Raw genomic sequence first — 18420 nt, 5'->3', positions numbered from 1 at the left:
GGGCCGCGCTGAATTCGGTTTTCGCGTATGCGGCCCACGGCCCTTTTCAGCGTTTCCGACAAGACCGGCGCGGTTGAGTTCGCCGCGCGTCTGGCGGCGCTCGGCTGGGAACTGATCGCTTCGGGAGGCACCGCGGCCGCGTTACGCGCGGCAGGGCTGGCCGTTGAGGATGTCGCTGCCCTGACCGGCATGCCGGAAATGCTGAAAGGGCGCGTGAAGACGCTGCATCCTGCAATCCATGGGGGTTTGCTGGGCCGGCCCGATAGGGATGCGGACGAGATGGCCAAGCATGGCATTCGTCCGATTATGTTGGCGGTGATCAACCTATATCCTTTCGCCGAGACCGCCTCCAGGGCCGGTACGTTCCGCGCTGAGGTGATCGAGCAAATCGATATCGGCGGCCCGGCGATGATCCGGGCGTCGGCCAAGAACCATGCGCACGTGGGAGTGTTGGTGGACCCGGCCGACTACGATTCGGCCGCGGCCGAAATCGAGGCCTCCGGAGAGCTCTGCGAGGCCACACGGGTTCGGCTTGCAGCCAAGGCTTTTGGCCACACCGCCCGATACGACGAGGCGATCTGGCGATGGCTGGAGTCCGGCGGCGGAAAACAGGACGGCACGGCCGCCGGCCATTCCCTGCCGGACCGCTTGTCGCTGGAATTGGTCAAGCAGGCGGATTTGCGCTACGGCGAAAACCCGCATCAGAAGGCCGCCTTGTATGTGCCTGGAGATGGGCGGGTCGGGCAAGACAGACTGCTGGGAGGCAAGCCTCTGTCCTACAACAACCTGGCCGACGCCGACCTGGCGCGGCAATGCGCGCTGGCTCTGCCAAGCCCTGCCTGCGTGATCGTCAAGCACGCAACGCCTTGTGGCGTGGCCATCAGCGGCAGTGCCGGCGATGCCTACCGCCGCGCCTTTGCCGCCGACCCCGAATCGGCGTTCGGCGGCGTGATCGCTTTCAACTGCGCTGTGGATGAAGAAGCAGCCCGGGCGATAACGGGACAGTTCGCCGAAGTCGTAAGCGCGCCGGAATTCTCGTCGGCTGCTCTTGAAGCATTGCGCGCCCGCAGCAGGCTGCGCATCCTTGCGCAGTCGGCGGACGCGTCCGAAAGCGCCATGCCGGAACTCAAGGTGCTCGGAGGCGTGGTGCTGGCGCAGACCTCCGATGCGTCCGGCGAGGACCCGAGCGAGGTGGTCAGCAAACGTCCACCCACGGAAGAAGAGCTGCGTGACGCGCGCTTCGCCTGGAGCGTAGCCCGCTTCGTATCCTCCAACGCTGTGGTCTATGCGCGCGGTACCCAGACACTCGGCATTGGCGGCGGTCAGACCAGCCGCGTGATGAGCGCGCGCATCGCCGCCCAGCGCGCCGCCTCCGCCGGTTTCGACCTGGCCGGCGCGGCCATGGCGTCTGACGGTTTTCTCCCCTTTGCCGACGGTCTCGTCAGCGCCGCCGCCGAGGGCATTACGGTGGTCATCCAGCCCGGCGGTTCGATCCGTGATTCCGAAGTGATCGCCGCTGCCGACGAGCGGGGCGTGGCCATGCTGTTTACCGGCGTACGCCACTTTCGCCACTGATGAAGATCCTGGTTACCGGCTCCGGCGGCCGCGAGCACGCATTGGTCTGGAAACTCGCCGGATCAGCACGGGTCAGCGAAGTGCTGGTGGCCCCGGGCAACGCCGGTACGGCCCGCGAACCCCGGACCCGTAACATTCCGGTGGCCGCTGACGACATTGACGCGCAGCTTGCGCTGGTGCGCGACGAAGACGTTGACCTGGTGGTGCCGGGCCCCGAAGCCCCGCTGGTGGCCGGCATCGCTGACTGCATGGAGCAGGAAGGCATTCCCTGCTTTGGTCCCATGGCCGCCGCGGCCCAACTTGAAGGATCCAAGGCATTTGCCAAGCAGGTGCTTGATAGCGCCGGCGCTCCCACCGCGCAATACCGTGAATTCACGGCTCTTGAACCGGCTTTGCGGCACGTTGATGAACGCGCCGCGCCGATGGTGGTGAAGGCCGACGGTCTGGCTGCAGGAAAGGGCGTCATACTGGCCCAGAATCGCGAGGAGGCTCGTCAGGCGCTGCGCGGCATGCTGGAAGCCGGGGAATTCGGCGAGGCGGGAAGCCGCGTGCTGGTCGAAGATTTCCTGGAAGGCGAGGAGGCCAGCTTCATCGCGCTGGTGGATGGCGAACATGTGTTGCCGCTGGCTTCATCCCAGGACCACAAGGCCCGCGATGACGGGGACCGCGGACCCAACACGGGGGGCATGGGCGCCTACTCGCCCGCGCCGGTGCTGGACGCTGATATCGAGGCTCGCGTAATGCGCGAGATCATGCATCCTGTAGTGCGCGCGCTCAGCGATAATGGAACGCCGTTCCGCGGCGTGCTCTACGCCGGTCTGATGATTTCGCCGGACGGCGCGCCGCGTGTGCTGGAGTTCAATTGCCGTTTCGGCGACCCGGAATGCCAGCCGCTCATGATGCGCCTCACATCCGACCTTGTGGACTTGATCGAGGCGACCCTTGCCGGACGCCTGCACCGTGTGCGCCCGAGCTGGGATCCGCGCGCGGCGCTGGGCGTGGTCATGGCTTCCGCCGGTTACCCGAGCGCGTATGCCAAGGGCAGCGTTATCTCCGGGCTGGATGGCGTGGACAGTTCGGTCCTCAAGGTGTTTCACGCTGGCACTTCGCTGGACAACGGCAATATCGTTACTTCCGGCGGGCGCGTCCTGTGCGTAACCGCTCTGGGCGAGTCGCTTCCGGAGGCCCGCCGGCACAGCTACACCGCTGTCTCGGGCATCGCCTTCGATGGCGCGTTTTACCGTTCGGACATAGGCGGTCGCGCGTTGGCGCGTATCGACGGCGAACGATAGAAGGCGTACAGGCGCTCAGCCCATCTTCATGGTTTCGAAGAAGGCCTTGTTGCGCTTGGTGTCGCGCATCTTGTCGAGCAGGAATTCGGCGGCGGCGAGTTCGTCCATGGGATGCAGCAGCTTGCGAAGCACCCAGATCTTCTGCATTTCGTCTTCCTCGGTAAGCAGGTCTTCGCGCCGCGTACCGGAGCGGTTGATGTTGATGGCAGGCCATACGCGCTTCTCGGCAATCCGCCGGTCCAGGTGAATCTCGGAATTGCCGGTGCCCTTGAATTCCTCGTAGATCACCTCGTCCATCTTGGAGCCGGTATCGACCAGCGCGGTCGCCAGAATCGTGAGGCTACCGCCTTCTTCGATTTTTCGCGCGGCGCCGAAAAAGCGCTTGGGGCGCTGCAGCGCGTTGGCTTCCACGCCACCCGACAGCACGCGGCCGGATGAAGGCGTGACCGTGTTGTAAGCGCGCGCCAGGCGCGTGATCGAGTCGAGCAGGATCACCACGTCGCGCCGGTGTTCGGCCAGTCGGCGAGCCTTGTGCAGGACCATTTCCGCCACCTGCACATGCCGGGTGGCCGGCTCGTCGAAGGTGCTGGAGACCACTTCGCCGCGCACAGTGCGCTGCATTTCGGTTACTTCCTCCGGGCGCTCATCGATCAGCAGCACGATGAGGAAGGTGTCCGGGTAGTTGGCCGCAATGGATTGCGCGATGTTCTGTAGCAACATGGTCTTGCCGGCCTTGGGCGGCGACACGATCAGGCCCCTTTGGCCCATGCCGATGGGCGCAACCATGTCGATGATCCTCGCGGTCAGGTCTTCGGTGCTGCCGTTGCCCTGCTCCAGCGTGTAACGCTCTTGGGGAAACAGAGGCGTGAGGTTTTCGAACAGCACCTTGCCTTGGGAATTGGCCGGCACCTCGAAATTGATCTGGTGCACTTTCAGCAGTGCGAAGTAGCGCTCGTTGTCCAGCGGCGGCCGCACCAGCGCCGCGAGCGTGTCGCCGGTGCGCAGGTTGAAGCGGCGGATCTGGCTTGGCGAGACGTAGATGTCGTCCGGCCCCGCCAGGTAGGACTCGTCGGCGGAGCGCAGGAAACCGAAACCGTCCTGCAGGATTTCCAGTACGCCCTCGGCGTAGATCGAAGCGTCCTTGTCGGCGTGCGCCTTCAGCACCGAGAAGATGATGTCCTGCTTGCGCGCTCGCGCCAGATTTTCCAGGCCTAGTTCTCGCCCCTGCTCCAGGACGGCGGCTACCGGAAGCTTCTTGAATTCGCTGAGCTTCAGGACATTTTCCAACTCTCCAAGCTGTTCGGTAGTGATCGTTTCCTCGACCGTAAAAACGCCCACATCATCGTGCTGGCGGCGCTCGCGGCGCCGTCCACGCGGAGCGGCATTGGGGTTCCTGGAACGGGGCGGACGACGCGACCGTCCCTGGTTTCCGGCGTAATTTCTCACAGTTTTTCTTCCAGCATCCGCGAAATCTGTTGGCGGGATTGGGCTCCCACAACCTGCATCTCTACCTGTCCCTGCTTGAACAGGATCAGGGTGGGAATGCTGCGAACGTTGTATTGGAAAGCCGTTTGCTGAGCTTCGTCCACATTGAGCTTCACTACTTGCAAACGCCCTTCGTATTCGTCCGCCACCTGCTCCAGCACCGGCGCGATCATTCGGCAGGGTCCGCACCATTCCGCCCAGAAATCCACCAGAACCGGCAATTCGCTGCCAAGAACTTGCGTCTGGAAATTTTCTTCCGTTACGTGACTAACGCTCATGTAAGGCTCCCCTTGAGGGATATCAATTGGAGAAGAATATGTAGGCGAGGCCCCCTTGCCTCTCCTTCAAAAACCTTTGCCCGCTCCGATTTTTAGCGAGATATTCGATAACGGCCGCGGCCAATGCGAAAAGCCAAGCGGCCCCCGAAAGGTTTCGGGTGCGAAAGGCATTCTACATGAAAACGCGCACAGCAGGGCCGCGGGCGGGGCAGCTTGCGCGCGGCGCGCACTTACAATACGCGGCAGTCCATCTGTTCAGCCATTGTCCGAAGACTCCATACATTTCGACTCCCTTGATTTGCCGCCGCCGATCAAGGCCGGCATCCGGCGCGCCGGCTTCGAGACGCTGACTCCAATCCAGGCCAAGGCACTGCCGCTGGCCATGAGCGGGCGCGACGTGGCGGGGCAGGCGCAAACGGGCACCGGCAAGACAGCGGCGTTCCTGCTGGCGATTTTCAACCGCTTACTGCGGAATCCGACGCCTAAGCGCTCTCCGGAGTCTTCACCGCGCGCAGTGGTGCTGGCGCCCACCCGCGAGTTGGCGCAACAGATCGAACGCGACGCGCAGCTCTTGGGGGCGGCCACCGGACTGAGCATGATGGTGGTGTACGGCGGGGCAGCCTACAAGTCGCAGCGGGAGCGCTTGAGCCGTGGAACGGACTTGCTGATCGGCACGCCAGGCAGGCTGTTGGATTATTACCGCCAGGGAGTGTTTTCGCTCTCGCGGGTTGAAGTCATCGTCATTGATGAAGCAGACCGCATGTATGACCTGGGTTTCATTCGCGATATCCGCTACGTGATGCGGCGGCTTCCGCCGCGCGACAAGCGCCTGAGCATGCTGTTTTCGGCCACCCTGGGCTACCTGGTTCTGGAACTGGCCACCACGCACCTGAACAACCCGGAGATCGTGCGTATCGAGCCGGACAAGAAGGTGGTGGACGAAGTGGCGCAACGGCTCTACTACCCGGCCAGCGAAGAGAAAGCGCCGCTGCTGGCGGCGCTGCTGTCGGAACAAGGAGTCGAACGCAGCATGGTGTTCGTGAACACGCGCCGGGAGGCGGACCGGCTGGCGCGCTGGCTTGACGGACAAGCAGTGAAGGCGCAGGCGATTTCCGGCGATGTTCCGCAATCCAAGCGCATGCAGATGCTCAAGCTCTTTCACGACGGCGAGCTGCCGGTGCTGGTAGCCACGGATGTCGCTTCGCGCGGACTTCACGTGCCGGATGTCACGCACGTGTTCAATTTCGATCTCCCGCAGAATCCGGAAGACTACGTGCATCGCATAGGCCGTACGGCGCGCGCCGGGGAGATGGGCCATGCGGTGAGTTTCGCGTGCGAGCACTATGCCTACTCGCTGCCGGAAATCGAGGCCTTCATCGGGCACGCGATTCAGCGCGAGTCCATAGATCCCGATATGCTGGCGCCGTATGCCGAGGCGCCCGCGCCGCGAGCGCAGCCGGCCAAGGATTATTCCGCGCGGTCGCGGCGCCCCGCCCGCCGCCGCGCGGGCCGAAGGTAGCCAGCGCGCCTATGGAGGCCGCTGCAAGCGCGCAGTTGTCCAGCCTGATCAAGCCTGTCGTGCGTCTGGCACGCGACGCGGGCCGGATCATCATGCCGCTGTTTCGGTCCAGGGAGTTGGGCGTTGACTACAAGGCTGACCGCACGCCGGTAACCGATGCGGACCACGCTGCGCACGAGCATATTGTTTCCGGGCTGATGCGCCTCACACCGAATATCCCGGTGCTGTCAGAAGAGTCAGGCCCGGAAATGCGAACCAGACAGCGCCTGGATTGGCCGCTGCATTGGCTGGTGGACCCTCTCGACGGAACGCGGGAATTTATTCGCGGTGGGGAGGAGTTTACCGTGAATATTGCGCTGATCGATGCCGAATTGCCGGTGTTGGGCGTGGTATACGCGCCGGCCAAGGGGGAAATGTATTTCGGCTCCAAGGGTGCCGGGGCGTTCATGGACGGGGAAGGACCGGATGCTGCCACCAAGATCTGCGTTGTGCGTCCGCCGCCAAAGCCCTTGCGGGTGCTGGCCAGCCGCTCTTATGCGGCCTCGGCGGTTGAACTATACGTTGGCGCCATGGGGAAGACACACCGGCGCGCGGTGGCCAGCTCGCTGAAGTTCTGCCTTGTTGCGCGGGGCCAGGCCGACGTGTATCCGCGCCTTGGGCCGACATCCGAGTGGGATACCGCCGCCGGTCAGGCGGTGCTGGAAAGCGCCGGGGGCGCCGTGCTCGGCCTGGATGGGCAGCCGTTTCGCTACCGCAAGCAGTCCATCCTCAATCCGCCGTTCATCGCCTGCGGTGATCCCGACCACGACTGGCTGCGCTATCTACCCTGATTCGTCCTTGCGTCAGGCGTCATCACCCCAGGCCAGTACATCGGGGATGTAGCGTCGCGCTTCCGACATGTAGGCATCGGTGAGTTCGTGAAACCCGCGCGTCTTGCGGCCCACGGCATGCCACACCGCGTGCCCTGGCTGATCCGGCATGTTCAGGAATCCTTGCCAGGGCGCCAGATAAACGGACGAAAAAACCGCATTCAGGCGGCTGGGACCAGGGTCGTTCAAGGCCGGTATATCCACGACCGTAGAGCCGTACTCCGCCAGCGGGATGGGCCGCTGTTCGGGATAGTCGCGCGATCCGGTCATCAGCAACTGGTCGCCGCTGCGCACCCAACTCAAGTCCAACGCCACCGTGTCGCCGCCCTGCGCCGGGGTTTCCGTGATCCGGCCCTCGTCGTCCGGCTGCAGGATGACATGCGATCCGATGATGTTCGGTTCCACCGCGTTCATTTCTCCGGTAAACGGATTGCGATACTGCTTGCCGTTGAGGATTTCGCCGCTCTCAGGATTCTTGAACACGGTCATGACCTTCGACCACACTTCGTAGCGATCTTCCGCCAAACGCACGAACCGCTTGGTCTCGCATCCCTCGGCGGCGAACAGAACCTGCGGATTGCGGTCAGGCGTGACAGCCACGTAAACGCCGCTCCACCACCACGGCGCCACGCCACCCTCGCGGTCGCAGCGCACGCGGACAAAATTTCGGAACAGGCGTTCGGGCGTTTCCGCCCAGGCATCGCTCAGGTCGTTTACCGAAGGGGCTATCGCACTGCCGTCAGGATCGGACGCAGTGTCGGCTCCTGGTGCCTGGCTTTCGCCGCTGCAAGCGGCGGCGGTCAATCCCGCGAGCGCCAAAGTCGAGTTTCCCAGCCAGGCGCGGCGGCTCAGCAGGTTGTTGCTTGCGGGCATGGGCATTTCCTCAAGTTTCAAGGCCGCTTATAGTAGCGCGGCGCAATCGACTCGCAGCATGCACGAACGAGCTCCATTCCATATCAAGGCGCTGCACGGGTTCACCGGCTCGGTCGGCAACCTCGTGTTCGTGGTCTTCGAGCTGTTTGTGCTGTTTTTCTACCAGCGCGTGGTGGGCCTGGACGGGCGCCTGGTGGGCTTGGCAATTTTCATCAGCCTGGTGGTGGATGCGCTCACCGACCCGGTAATCGGCGACTGGTCCGACCGCCTCAGGGCGCGGTTCGGCCGCAGACACACCATGATGTTCGGCTCCGTGCTGCCGATGGGTCTGTTCTTCTTCCTGCAGTTCACGCCGCCGGCGGGGCTGTTGCAGCAGGGCCTGTTTCTGTGGCTATTGGTGATGTCCGTGGGTGCGCGCGTGATGCTCACATTTTTCGATGCGCCTGCCGCCGCCGTTACCGCGGAAGTCGCCGTGCGTCCAGCCGACCGCGCAGAAATGGGAATTTACCGCCAAGTGGCGGGAATGGCTGCCTACCTGGGCGTTCTCTACCTTGCTTTCAGCGTTTTCTTCAACGCTACGGATGCTTTCCCGGTGGGACAGGAAAATCCCGCTGCGTACGCACCCTTCGGTGCGGTCGCGGCGATCGCGCTGATGGTGTTCATGGTGGTGGCCTCGGCCGGAACCTATCGCCATATACGCCGCTTTGAAAGCACTTTGCCGCCGCCGACGAAGGCGAGTTTCGACTGGATGAAGACCTTTAGGGCCTGGGGCGACCTGATCTTCCAGGTGCGCAATACCCGCGCGCTTTTCTGGGGTCTTCTGCTGGCCACCACCATGGGCTCGTGCTTCCGTTCGCTGAATCTGCATTTCGGGCCGTATCTGTGGGGGCTGACCACGGAGCAGACGCAAGCCTGGCAGCAGGCGGTTCCCTACGGGATGCTGGCGGCCGCTATCGGCGCCCGCTTCATCGTTACACGCACCGAGCCGAAGTATCTCTACCTGACGGGCTACACGATCTTGCTGCTGGCCTACGTAGCGCCGCTGTTCCTTACCTTGTTGGGATTGCTGCCGGAATTCGCCAGCGACGCACTGGCCAGCGTGCTATTCGGGTTTCAATTGGCTGCCGGAATGGGGGCGGGACTGCTGATGATCTGTTCGCTGATCATGTTCGCCGAAACCACCGACGAGTACCGCTTCACGCGCAACGTTTCACGCACCGCCCTGATCCTGGGCCTGATCACCTTCGGAAACAAACTCGCCAGCGGCTTGGGCAAGGTGGTTTCGGGCTGGATTCTGGAGGGAGTCGGTTTCCCGGACGTGAAATCGGGCCTGGAGGTCAGCCCGCAAGTGGCTAGCGACCTGGCGCTGTATGCCGGCATGTTTTGCGCCGTTGCGGGTCTGGCGGGTCTGGCGGTGCTTTCCACTTTCCGCTTGACGCGGGCGCGTCATGCCGAAATTGTTGCCGGCCTGCGCGAGCGCGACAAACTGGCGCAATCCCGGGCCTGACTCGATAACCCGCAATGCCCCGGCACGGACACGAAACGACATGAAATTACCGGAAAACACGTTCAAGCGGAGACTGAAGGAAGACGGCGTTCAGTATGGGCTTTGGCTCGGCCTGAGTTCTCCGGTTGCCGCCGAACTATGCGCTTGTGCCGGCTTCGACTGGCTGCTGATCGACGCCGAACATGCGCCCAACGACCTGCGTTCGGTGTTGTGGCAACTGCAGGCCATTGAGGGCAGCGGCACGCAGGCGATAGCCAGGGTGGTGAACGGCGACCCGGCGCGCATCAAGCGCTTTCTCGATGCGGGTGTTCAGTCCCTGCTGGTGCCGATGGTGGACACGGCGGAGCAGGCCGAGAAACTGGTTGCCGCCACGCGGTATCCGCCACGCGGTATGCGCGGTCTAGCCACGTCGATTACCCGCGCGTCCCGCTGGACGCAGATTGAGGACTACGCTACCGCGGCCGAAGACGAGATATGCCTGATTGTTCAGGCCGAAACCGTAACTGCGCTGGACAACCTCAAGGCCATTGCCGCCGTCGATGGCGTGGACTCGGTGTTCGTTGGCCCTTCGGACCTGTCCGCGTCCATGGGTTACCTGGGCCAGCCGGGGCATCCGGAAGTACAGGCGGCCGTCGCCCAGGCGTTGCGTGATATTGCCGCTTCGGGCAAGGCGCCAGGCACTCTGGCCGGAACCCCGGAAGCGGTGCGCGAGCACACGTCCAACGGCGCCAGGTTTCTGGGGATAGGCAGCGATACCGCGTTGCTGGTCAGCGGTTCCGCGGGCCTGCTGAACTCAGTCGAATTCTGAAAGAAACAGCCGGAACAAGGCGCGGATGCGGTCGAGCGCTTCGGTGAGACCGTGGCCGGCCTGCAGCAGGTGCAGTTGCGCTTTGTTGGCGCGCGCGAAATCCACGCTCCATTCAAGTGGCACGATATCGTCTGCCCAGCCGTGAACCAGGACCGTTGGTGCGGAGACGGTTTCCGCTAGCGGCGGCCAGTCCGGCACCGCCAGGGCCGGGGCCATCAGAAAGAGCCCCGCCGCCGGCGCCTGCTGGGCCGCGGCGACCGCAACGTAGCCGCCCATGCTGCTTCCCACCAGCAGAATCTCCCCGCTGCACTCGCGCATTCGAGCAATGAGCTTGTTCGCTCTTTCGACCGGATCGGCCATTCCGCGGTAATCGATAGAGTCCACCACAAGGCCCGCGTCGCGGGCGTCTTCCGCCAGCGCCGTGATCTTCGTGCCCCACGGCCCGCTCTCCTGGCCATGCGAAAAAAGAACGATACGCTCGCGGGAGGGCGCTGTTTCAGCCCTCCTGGCTTGTTGGCTGCTCGCCTCGGTCACTTTCCCGCTGACCCTCAATCCGCTGGACTACATTCGGCGGGGGCTTCCGGCAGGCGGTCGAGATCGAAGAACTCCCGCAGCATTTCGCCGACCAAGGCCGTGTGGGTATCCAGAAATCCATGTCCCCAACCGTTGAGGTTCACCATGCCACCGTTGTTGATGAGGTCAGGCGCGCGGGCGCTCTGTTCCCATAGATCGTCCTCCGGGTTCAGCACCAGCAGCGGGACATTGAGCGTCGGCATTTTCTTCCACAGCGGGTAGTTGAAGGCGGCGCGATGCCCCCACCAGTAGCGGGAGCCGCCGCGCAGCGACTCGGTAAAGATGGCGGCGGTCTGCTCCAGACTATGGTGCTGCTGGTGCCAATGCACGAATCCCTTCCAGCGCCGCACAAGATGCGAACCGTCTTCGGCGACCGGTGTGCGGGCATAGAGATTGCGATGCGCGTCGAGCTCCTCATCCGTGAACAGCGGAGCGGAGATCATCACTACATGCCGCACCTGTTCCGGTCGCCGGAGGCCCAATTCGACTGCGGTCTTGCTGCCTGTGTGGTAGCCGATCAGGTCGAATTCCTTCAATTCCAGCGCCTCAGCCACCGCCTCCATGGCATCCGCGTAATCCTCGATTTCCGGGGGTTCGGAAGGCGCGTCGGAGGCGCCGAAGCCCGGCGTATCGGGCGCTATGGCGAGCCGGTCACGCCCGAGCTCCTCAAGCAGGGTTTCGTAGATGAGACCGGAATTCGGACTCATGTGAAAGCAGATTACCGGTCGCCGCGAGGAATCTGCCGCGGGTGCCGACACGCGAAGATGCACCTGTCCGTGAGGCCCGTCCAGATATAGCTTGCGGATCATGGCAACCAATCAACACGTAGTCGGGAGTGCGCAACGGCAGTTGAGAGGCGCAAACCCAGTCATGCAGCTATTTCCGAAACGTTGGCGTCTTTGCCCGTAATGGGGCATTCCAGAACCAGCGGATCCGGATCGCTCAACAGTTCCACCTTCTTGCCCGGGTAGGGCAATTTCATCAGAAAATGTCGCATGCAGGCGATTCGCGCGCGCTTCTTGTTGTCCGACTTGATCACGGTCCAGGGCGCTTCCCGGGTGTGCGTTTGGGAGAACATGGCTTCCTTGGCGCGCGTGTAGTTGTCCCACTTGTCCACCGAGGCAATGTCCACGGGGGACATCTTCCATTGCTTGAGGGGGTTGGTGCGCCGACTGTGAAATCTCTGCGCCTGCTCTTCCCGCGATATGGAGAAGTAGTACTTGACTAGTCGGATACCGCTACTCACGAGCATGCGCTCCAGTTTAGGACACTGGCGCATAAACTCCAGGTACTCCGCCTCTGTGCAAAACCCCATCACTTTCTCGACACCGGCGCGGTTATACCAGGAGCGGTCGAACAGCACGATTTCCCCGGCGGCCGGGAAGTGCTCGATATAGCGCTGGAAATACCACTGACTGCGCTCACGCTCGGTCGGTTTGTCCAGCGCCACCACGCGGGCGCCGCGCGGATTCAAGTGTTCCATGAAGCGCCTGATGGTTCCGCCCTTGCCGGCCGCGTCGCGTCCCTCGAATAGGACCAGCAGCCGGGCGCCGGATTCCTTGATCCAGCGCTGCGCCTTGAGTAGTTCGACCTGTAGCGGCTCCTTGAGCTCTCTATAGGTGGCGTCCTGCATCCTTGTTCAGCTAGCCCGCAGATGGCGCAATCCCGCGCCCACGCCAGCCCGATCCACCCGATGCGCGTTGCGCTTGCCTGTCTGTGTCATGACCTGCCTCCCCAAAGGCAGCTCGATTATAGAGCAGCCCCGTAGCGGCTACCCCGTGTTGTCTGCGCCTTGTCCTGTGGCGGATTGCCTTATGATTCACCATCTTTTCGGCATTCAAGTGAACGGCATGACGGCAATGGACGAACTGCTCAAGAACAACGCGCGTTACGCGGAGAAATTCGACAAGGGCGATTTGCGTAGCCCCCCGGGGCGCAAGCTGGCGATCCTGGCTTGCATGGATGCACGCTTGGACACGCACAAGGCCCTGGGGCTTGCCGAGGGCGACGCGCACGTCATCCGCAATGCCGGCGGCGTGGTCACCGACGATGCCTTGCGCTCGCTGGTGATTTCACAGCGCTTGCTGGGCACGCGCGAAATTGTCCTGATTCACCACACCGACTGCGGCATGCTGACCTTCCGAGACGATGAGATCAAGGATGCGATCGAGGAAGACACCGGCTTGCGGCCGCCATTCGCGTTCGACACGTTCCGGAATCTGGAACAGAATGTGCGCCAATCGATTGCGCGCATCAGGGCTTGCCCTTTCATACCCCACAAGGACAATATTCGCGGCTTTGTCTACGACTGCGCCACCGGCCGCCTGAATGCGGTCGAACCCGCCTGATCCGCGCGGAATTGAGACGATGATGCGATTGAGCGGCAAATTTTTCCTGGCGGTTCTCGCCTGGGTGCCTTTGGTTGTCTTCGCTGCGAGCCCGCTGGAACTTGCCGACTTTGCTTCCCCCAACGGCGATTGCTACGACCGCAGCCGCGCGCCGCAGACCGCAGTGGTGGATAGTCACGTGCATTTCCGGCCGTTTGGTGGTCCGGCGCATTCGTTCGAAGACGTGGTGTCGTTCATGGACCGCGCCGGTGTGCGCTTCGCCAACGTTTACGGCATCGGCCAGATGCTGCCGGTCGATTCGGCCTGCACCTACTATCTCGACTGTCCCGGCGTACCGGTAGTGCCGACGCTGAAGAACGATTTCGCCAACGCCGCCGCCTTCGTGGCGCGCCGCCCCGAGAACGTTCACCTCACGCTGGCCATGACTTTTCTTGACCTGGAGCGGCCTCAAGAGGTGTTGGCCGGCATCGAGTTGCTGGATCGCGAATTTCCCGGACTGTTTCGCTGGGTGGGTGAGGTCAACCTGGTAAAGCAGGCGCTGTTTGCGAACCACCACCGGGCGGTTCCGATCGAGGCTATCGCCACTTGGGAACCGTTCATGGCGCTGCTTCGCGCCCGCGGTATTCCGTTCGCCGTGCATTCGGACCTCGGTGACGACGCCGACCCGACTCGCTATGTGCCCTGGATCGAAGAACTACTGCGCTTGTATCCCCACAATCCCATTGTCTGGATGCACATGGGCCTGTCGCGGGAACTCACGCGCATCGACCCGGAGCTGCATATGGGCCTGCTCACGTCGCTGATGGATCGCTATCCCTTGCTGATGCTCGACATTTCCTGGCGCATCATCGACGACAACCTGTTTTCGAAACCGCATCTGCGCGGGACTTACCTGAACTTGTTGGAGCAATACTCCGACCGGGTGTTGCCGGGTTCCGACTTCGTCGCCTCGGCGGACAAGACTTTCGCCGTCTACCAAGACGAACTGCGCGCGACCAGCGGCATTCTGAGCGACTTGAGCGATGAGGCTTTCCGCAACATCGCGCTAGGCGAAAACTACTTCCGCCTCCTGAACCTCGATTTCACCGCCCCACAAATCTGCGCCCCGGCTCCTGCTGAAAATAAAAACTAAAGCGGCGATATGGAGAAGATCGCTCAGCAGCATCGCCAAACAGCGACTGCCGCCACTGGGTGAGATGGCGCGGGCGGCAAGAAAGTCTTAACCCAGCATTCGAGTTACCGCGTCCAAACGCTTTCGTGCGCTGACGCTGCAAATTCAGGCTTCCTGAATAGGATGCTCCGCGGTCGCCGGGTGCATCTGTGTAATGCATTCCGCGATTAGATCGCCCACCAATGCCGCCTGATCTGTGTTGCCCGGTGGCAGCCCCCTAACCTCGGCATGCGACACGTCGGCTTTGTGATTCGCGTCGGCTTCAAGCGGATCGTGAACAATGCGCAATGTATCCAGTTCCACCCTTACCTTGAGTATGACCTTGCCTACATTCAATTCCGCGAATCGCCCATTGGGCCTCAAGTTCAGTCGGAACAACCGGCGCACCTCACTCAGTTGGTGGCTCCTTCCCGGCCCAAACGCCTCAAGCCAATTTACTGATAGGCCCGTTTCGCCTGGTCGGGCAGGGCGTAGGCGGAAATCCTGTCCGTCAGCAGTGCCATCTTCCTGAATCATGCTCGGCTTGACGTAACGGACGATATGATCGCCGCTCGGCAGATCATCATCCCTCATTCGGAGAGCAGCGAATCGAGATTGAAGGCACGGATCTGGCGCCGCACACCCTCAAAGTTGTCTCTGCCGGCAACCCGTGAAATCTGCTGTTCTCTCGAACGGCGCTTGAAAATCACGTATTGCACCATCTCGCTGTCGAGAAATTGCAGGCCCAAATGGGTCCCTTGGCCGTCCTTCCAGACGACGCGCAGATTTCCATTATCCATTAGCACTACATTGCCTCGGCGAAACTGCGGTTTTGATTTGACGAAGCGCCAGAAGTAGTTTTCCGAGGCAGGATTCAAACTGTATCCGTCCTGTTCCGCCGCATGTCGCAGCGCGCCAATCCTGGCCGCATATGCCAAGCTTATTCGCTCTGGACCATCCGAGGAAAACACAGCACTGGATTGACTTGGGCTGAAATCCCCTTCAAGGCCGGTGAGGGAGGTCGTTAAGTCTTTCGTCGCTTCTTCGCGCCACCGGTAACCGCGAAACCGAGGGTCAGATTGCAGTTTCTGAACTAGTTCCTGCGCGTCGGGATCGACGTTGGGGACCACTGTGCTTACGTCGGTGAATGCCTGAGTCTGGTCTTGCAGCATTGACATGCTATCGTTCAACTCCGCTCATTTGATCTCCTCGCGACCCCACAGTTCGCGCTGAACGCTTGGGCTCGTCATTCCCAAGAACTGGGCTACGATTACGTCATGGGCCTGATCGTACCATGCATTTGCGTCCGCTCTCGACATTGTGTCCGATGTACTGAGGGCTTTGAATTCTAGGATCAAGCGAGGCGAACTAGGCTGGCCGCTGGATTGGCCGGATCGAATCGCCACCTCCAGTTGCACATTGGGCGCCGCGTCATAGCGATACGCGCAATTGAAGGCGGGCGGCGCGTTTTGTGCAGAAGCACAGACGGGCACGGAAAAGGACGGCACGACTCGGGATGTGTCTTGCCAGCCTTTCCAGTGATCGGACGGTTCAATCATGTCAACATATGTAATTTCGCAGCGGCCTATTTCTGGATGCGTCAAGCCAATGTCTTCACTCAGAAACTCCTCGAAGATCCGGAAGTAGCTGTCAAATTTCGGCTTCAGAGTCTCTGCAAAGTGAGGATATTCAGGGCCGCGCCGTCTCCAGTTAAAGAGAAAGGCATCCTTCTGAATCTGGATCAGCGTTGCCTCATCCTCTGATAGCAGCCAGTACCGTGGCATGAAAAAAAACTCGGTAGCGCTCGGCTCTGGGTTACCCATCGGTGCTCTTTGCTCAACTGTTGGAAAGTCTCCGCGTAGTCTCGACCACAACAAGCCCATATGCTCGCTTCGAAATGCCGTTAAGGGGGGATTGAAGTAGGCGCCAATGATCACCTCATGGATTGGCGGATTCCTGAATTTCACCTTCATTCCGTGCTCCCAAGGGCAACTGGCCTCTGCCACCATCCACTCATCATAGCCCTATGGCCGTGCTTCCGTGCCAGTTGAATCCTATTCCGTTTGTAGGATGCTTGATTGAACGGCAAGTCTATATGATGATCGCAAGCGGGTCGGTCGCCAAGCCGATATGGAAGTCGGAAGTAGCATTAAACCTATTGCGCCCCAAAATGCGCCCACTTATGCTTCTTTTCGCTCATGTCTGCCTTCAGCTATCCGGTTGAAATCGAGCGGGACGAGGATGGTCGCCATGTCATCTTCTTCCCCGATTTCGGATGGGGCGCCACCGATGGCGCAACACGGGCTGAGGCGCTGGCCGAGGCGCAAGACCTGCTTCGCGAGTTGATCGTCACAACAATGCGTGAGGATAGAGACCTGCCGGAGCCATCGCGCTCCTCCAACTGTCCTGCTCAAATCGAGGCGCCGATTTCGATTGTCCCCAAGGCGTTTCTGTATAAGGCAGTGCGTGAGACGGGCGTGTCTCCGTGTCAACTCGCTCACGACCTCAATGTTGATGAATGCGAAGTGCGGCGCATGCTGAATCCGGATCACGCTACCCGGGCTGCGGAGATCGACCGTGCATTGCGTTGGCTGGGCGAATGTGCGCGTGCGGCCGCCGACAAAGCCTTATGACGTCGCGGCAGGCGCAAGGCTCGGCTTGGGCCTCGTGGGGGCTCGGTGTCGGGCTGGTAGTGGCGGTGGCCTTGCTTGCGAGTTATTCGGCGTCGTGGCTCGGCGTGTCGGTGCTGGGGTTCGAAAAGAGCCCGGTAAGCGCGATCATGCTGGCGATCATTTTCGGCATGATCGTCTGCAATCTTGTAGGATTGCAGCAGCGTGCCGGGGTGGGCCTGAAGTTCTGCTCCACCACCATTTTGCGCATCGGCATCATGCTGCTGGGATTTCGGCTCAGCCTTCTCAGCGCGGGTAAATTTACGCTGGTAGCGCTGCCTTTCGCCATGGTGGCGATCGCCGCTGGGTTGGCGGTGGTGAGCAGCGCCGGCCGCAGGCTGGGTTTGTCGCGCAGCCTCGGCGGTCTGATCGCGGTTGGTACGAGCATTTGCGGTGCTACGGCGATTGTGGCAACTGCTCCGGTGATTCGGGCGCGCGAGTCGGAGGTGAGCTACGCAATCGCCTGCATCACGGTGTTCGGTATCGCGGCGATGTTTTTCTATCCCCTTCTGGCGCGCGAATTCTTTGCGGACAGCCCCGAGATGGCGGGACTGTTCCTCGGCACGTCAATACATGAGACGGCCCAGGTCGCGGGCGCCGGAATGATGTACCAGGCACAGTACGGCGCCCCGGCGGCCCTGGACATAGCCACGGTCACTAAACTAGTGCGCAATCTTTGCATGATTGCCGTGATCCCTTTTGCCGGATTTCTTTTCGGCGCGGCGCGCGAACCCGGTCAATCCGGGGGCTGGAGAGGCTACCTGGGCATGGTTCCCTGGTTTGTGGTGGGCTTTGCATTGTGTTCTGCGCTGCGTACGCTGGGGGATGCCGGGGACCGAGCGTTCGGCGTTCTGGATCCCCAAGACTGGCAGTACGCGGTGGGCCTTCTGCGCGAAACAGCCGAGACTCTCCTGTTGCTTGCCATGGCGGCGGTGGGGTTGAGTTCCAGCTTCGCGGGCATCCGCCGCATAGGACTGCGCCCGTTCCTGCTTGGTTTGTTGGCTGCTGCCGTGGTGGGCGGCGCCAGTTTCGTTATGATCTCGCTGGCCGCGCCGCCGCTGCTCGCCATGCTGGGATACTGAGCGGGTTGCTGGGCCGCAGCGTTCGGCCGCCAAGATATTACTGACGGCTGCCGGCACTCACGCCGGCTGCACAAGTCAGGCGTTCAAGTCGGGAATCCGCTCGCTTTCCAGCCGTTCAATCATGTCTTTGAGGCGCAGCTTGCGCTTCTTCATGCGCTTCAGCATGAACTGATCGGCCTGTGCGCTGCCTGACATTTGCGCGATGGCAAGGTCGAGATCCCTGTGCTCGTCCCGGAGTTGCTTGACTTTCTCCCGATTGGCAAAGATTCGTGTTTCGATGTTTGAACTCATCTGTCCTTGCGTAAGGTATCCGCAGGCGTGTGGAAACCATCATGGCCCTTCTGCCTGCGTACCCGCATTGTAGCGCGCCACCGCCCGCTTGCAACGACCGC

General features: G+C 61.8%; 19 protein-coding genes and 1 pseudogene. 10 read left to right on the top strand and 10 right to left on the bottom strand.

Annotated features, from left to right (window positions below; translation table 11 throughout):
* Nucleotides 1-27: 27 nt before the first annotated feature.
* On the top strand, nt 28-1575 hold the full coding sequence (gene purH / locus ACWCOO_RS00440) for a bifunctional phosphoribosylaminoimidazolecarboxamide formyltransferase/IMP cyclohydrolase (protein ID WP_446831015.1): 1548 nt from the start codon (nt 28-30) through the stop codon (nt 1573-1575).
* Nucleotides 1575-2867, top strand: coding sequence for a phosphoribosylamine--glycine ligase (gene purD, locus ACWCOO_RS00435; protein ID WP_446831014.1), 1293 nt, complete (start codon nt 1575-1577; stop codon nt 2865-2867). Before purH ends, purD begins: the two co-directional genes overlap by 1 nt.
* A gap of 15 nt (nt 2868-2882) precedes the next feature.
* Here the strand turns inward: purD and rho are convergent, their stop codons facing one another.
* Together rho and trxA are read right to left on the bottom strand one after the other, a co-directional pair.
* Nucleotides 2883-4142: a transcription termination factor Rho gene (gene rho / locus ACWCOO_RS00430; protein ID WP_446832058.1), complete on the bottom strand. Its 1260-nt coding sequence runs from the start codon at nt 4140-4142 to the stop codon at nt 2883-2885.
* A gap of 167 nt (nt 4143-4309) precedes the next feature.
* A complete protein-coding gene (gene trxA / locus ACWCOO_RS00425) occupies nt 4310-4630 on the bottom strand; it encodes a thioredoxin (protein WP_446831013.1) in 321 nt (106 codons plus the stop codon).
* A gap of 262 nt (nt 4631-4892) precedes the next feature.
* Between trxA and ACWCOO_RS00420 the strand changes: the two genes are divergently transcribed.
* Both ACWCOO_RS00420 and cysQ read left to right on the top strand, forming a co-directional pair.
* Entirely contained in the window at nt 4893-6149 is a 1257-nt protein-coding gene (locus tag ACWCOO_RS00420) for a DEAD/DEAH box helicase (protein WP_446831012.1), read from the top strand.
* A gap of 11 nt (nt 6150-6160) precedes the next feature.
* On the top strand, nt 6161-6979 hold the full coding sequence (cysQ, locus tag ACWCOO_RS00415; protein ID WP_446831011.1) for a 3'(2'),5'-bisphosphate nucleotidase CysQ: 819 nt from the start codon (nt 6161-6163) through the stop codon (nt 6977-6979).
* 12 nt (nt 6980-6991) lie between these two features.
* Here the strand turns inward: cysQ and ACWCOO_RS00410 are convergent, their stop codons facing one another.
* Nucleotides 6992-7891, bottom strand: a complete 900-nt coding sequence (locus ACWCOO_RS00410) for a DUF1838 family protein (RefSeq protein ID WP_446831010.1) — start codon at nt 7889-7891, stop codon at nt 6992-6994.
* Nucleotides 7892-7949: 58 nt separating this feature from the next.
* Here ACWCOO_RS00410 and ACWCOO_RS00405 point away from each other — a divergent pair, with 58 nt between their 5' ends.
* Nucleotides 7950-9398, top strand: coding sequence for an MFS transporter (locus tag ACWCOO_RS00405; protein ID WP_446831009.1), 1449 nt, complete (start codon nt 7950-7952; stop codon nt 9396-9398).
* 40 nt (nt 9399-9438) lie between these two features.
* Entirely contained in the window at nt 9439-10206 is a 768-nt protein-coding gene (locus tag ACWCOO_RS00400) for an HpcH/HpaI aldolase family protein (protein ID WP_446831008.1), read from the top strand.
* Here ACWCOO_RS00400 and ACWCOO_RS00395 read toward each other — a convergent pair.
* From ACWCOO_RS00395 to ppk2, 3 genes and pseudogenes are all read right to left on the bottom strand, one after another.
* Nucleotides 10192-10740 (bottom strand): alpha/beta hydrolase, encoded by a 549-nt coding sequence (locus ACWCOO_RS00395; protein WP_446831007.1) that lies wholly within the window; start codon nt 10738-10740, stop codon nt 10192-10194. The genes ACWCOO_RS00400 and ACWCOO_RS00395 overlap by 15 nt on opposite strands.
* Nucleotides 10741-10754: 14 nt before the next feature.
* On the bottom strand, nt 10755-11588 hold the full coding sequence (locus tag ACWCOO_RS00390) for an alpha/beta fold hydrolase (protein ID WP_446831006.1): 834 nt from the start codon (nt 11586-11588) through the stop codon (nt 10755-10757).
* Nucleotides 11589-11647: 59 nt separating this feature from the next.
* Nucleotides 11648-12418, bottom strand: a pseudogene (ppk2, locus tag ACWCOO_RS00385) (polyphosphate kinase 2); the annotation flags it as partial.
* Nucleotides 12419-12629: 211 nt separating this feature from the next.
* Between ppk2 and ACWCOO_RS00380 the strand changes: the two are divergent.
* Together ACWCOO_RS00380 and ACWCOO_RS00375 are read left to right on the top strand one after the other, a co-directional pair.
* Complete coding sequence (locus ACWCOO_RS00380; RefSeq protein WP_446832057.1) at nt 12630-13127, top strand: beta-class carbonic anhydrase; 498 nt, start codon at nt 12630-12632, stop codon at nt 13125-13127.
* 22 nt (nt 13128-13149) lie between these two features.
* Nucleotides 13150-14259 (top strand): amidohydrolase family protein, encoded by a 1110-nt coding sequence (locus ACWCOO_RS00375; protein WP_446832056.1) that lies wholly within the window; start codon nt 13150-13152, stop codon nt 14257-14259.
* A 144-nt stretch (nt 14260-14403) separates the two neighbouring features.
* Here ACWCOO_RS00375 and ACWCOO_RS00370 read toward each other — a convergent pair whose 3' ends face one another.
* The 3 genes from ACWCOO_RS00370 to ACWCOO_RS00360 all read right to left on the bottom strand — a co-directional run bounded on the left by ACWCOO_RS00370 (nt 14404) and on the right by ACWCOO_RS00360 (nt 16250).
* Nucleotides 14404-14676, bottom strand: a complete 273-nt coding sequence (locus ACWCOO_RS00370; RefSeq protein WP_446831005.1) for a hypothetical protein — start codon at nt 14674-14676, stop codon at nt 14404-14406.
* A 191-nt stretch (nt 14677-14867) separates the two neighbouring features.
* Nucleotides 14868-15449 (bottom strand): hypothetical protein, encoded by a 582-nt coding sequence (locus ACWCOO_RS00365; RefSeq protein ID WP_446831004.1) that lies wholly within the window; start codon nt 15447-15449, stop codon nt 14868-14870.
* Between the two features lie 24 nt (nt 15450-15473).
* Nucleotides 15474-16250, bottom strand: coding sequence for a TIGR04255 family protein (locus tag ACWCOO_RS00360; protein WP_446831003.1), 777 nt, complete (start codon nt 16248-16250; stop codon nt 15474-15476).
* Nucleotides 16251-16475: 225 nt separating this feature from the next.
* Here ACWCOO_RS00360 and ACWCOO_RS00355 point away from each other — a divergent pair, with 225 nt between their 5' ends.
* Complete coding sequence (locus tag ACWCOO_RS00355) at nt 16476-16910, top strand: type II toxin-antitoxin system HicB family antitoxin (protein WP_446831002.1); 435 nt, start codon at nt 16476-16478, stop codon at nt 16908-16910.
* Nucleotides 16907-18028, top strand: coding sequence for a YeiH family protein (locus ACWCOO_RS00350; RefSeq protein ID WP_446831001.1), 1122 nt, complete (start codon nt 16907-16909; stop codon nt 18026-18028). Before ACWCOO_RS00355 ends, ACWCOO_RS00350 begins: the two co-directional genes overlap by 4 nt.
* A 75-nt stretch (nt 18029-18103) precedes the next feature.
* On the opposite strand, the gene ACWCOO_RS00345 is transcribed toward ACWCOO_RS00350, so the two are convergent.
* A complete protein-coding gene (locus ACWCOO_RS00345; RefSeq protein ID WP_446831000.1) occupies nt 18104-18319 on the bottom strand; it encodes a YdcH family protein in 216 nt (71 codons plus the stop codon).
* Nucleotides 18320-18420: the final 101 nt, after the last annotated feature.

Origin of the sequence: Candidatus Foliamicus sp. (genome assembly GCF_965221325.1) — a bacterium.
In the GTDB taxonomy this organism is placed as follows: Bacteria; Pseudomonadota; Gammaproteobacteria; order Steroidobacterales; family Foliamicaceae; genus Foliamicus.
Note: the sequence above shows the minus strand (reverse complement) of the source record. Positions and strands in the feature narration are given on the sequence as shown.

What these genes read in the sequence shown, in the direction of transcription:
- purH (WP_446831015.1), top strand. Translation starts at nt 28, where the DNA reads ATGCGGCCCACGGCCCTTTTCAGCGTTTCCGACAAGACCGGCGCGGTT.
- purD (WP_446831014.1), top strand. Translation starts at nt 1,575, where the DNA reads ATGAAGATCCTGGTTACCGGCTCCGGCGGCCGCGAGCACGCATTGGTC.
- trxA (WP_446831013.1), bottom strand. Translation starts at nt 4,630, where the DNA reads ATGAGCGTTAGTCACGTAACGGAAGAAAATTTCCAGACGCAAGTTCTT.
- cysQ (WP_446831011.1), top strand. Translation starts at nt 6,161, where the DNA reads ATGGAGGCCGCTGCAAGCGCGCAGTTGTCCAGCCTGATCAAGCCTGTC.
- ACWCOO_RS00410 (WP_446831010.1), bottom strand. Translation starts at nt 7,891, where the DNA reads ATGCCCGCAAGCAACAACCTGCTGAGCCGCCGCGCCTGGCTGGGAAAC.
- ACWCOO_RS00405 (WP_446831009.1), top strand. Translation starts at nt 7,950, where the DNA reads ATGCACGAACGAGCTCCATTCCATATCAAGGCGCTGCACGGGTTCACC.
- ACWCOO_RS00400 (WP_446831008.1), top strand. Translation starts at nt 9,439, where the DNA reads ATGAAATTACCGGAAAACACGTTCAAGCGGAGACTGAAGGAAGACGGC.
- ACWCOO_RS00390 (WP_446831006.1), bottom strand. Translation starts at nt 11,588, where the DNA reads ATGATCCGCAAGCTATATCTGGACGGGCCTCACGGACAGGTGCATCTT.
- ACWCOO_RS00380 (WP_446832057.1), top strand. Translation starts at nt 12,630, where the DNA reads ATGACGGCAATGGACGAACTGCTCAAGAACAACGCGCGTTACGCGGAG.
- ACWCOO_RS00375 (WP_446832056.1), top strand. Translation starts at nt 13,150, where the DNA reads ATGCGATTGAGCGGCAAATTTTTCCTGGCGGTTCTCGCCTGGGTGCCT.
- ACWCOO_RS00365 (WP_446831004.1), bottom strand. Translation starts at nt 15,449, where the DNA reads ATGCTGCAAGACCAGACTCAGGCATTCACCGACGTAAGCACAGTGGTC.
- ACWCOO_RS00360 (WP_446831003.1), bottom strand. Translation starts at nt 16,250, where the DNA reads ATGAAGGTGAAATTCAGGAATCCGCCAATCCATGAGGTGATCATTGGC.
- ACWCOO_RS00355 (WP_446831002.1), top strand. Translation starts at nt 16,476, where the DNA reads ATGTCTGCCTTCAGCTATCCGGTTGAAATCGAGCGGGACGAGGATGGT.
- ACWCOO_RS00350 (WP_446831001.1), top strand. Translation starts at nt 16,907, where the DNA reads ATGACGTCGCGGCAGGCGCAAGGCTCGGCTTGGGCCTCGTGGGGGCTC.
- ACWCOO_RS00345 (WP_446831000.1), bottom strand. Translation starts at nt 18,319, where the DNA reads ATGAGTTCAAACATCGAAACACGAATCTTTGCCAATCGGGAGAAAGTC.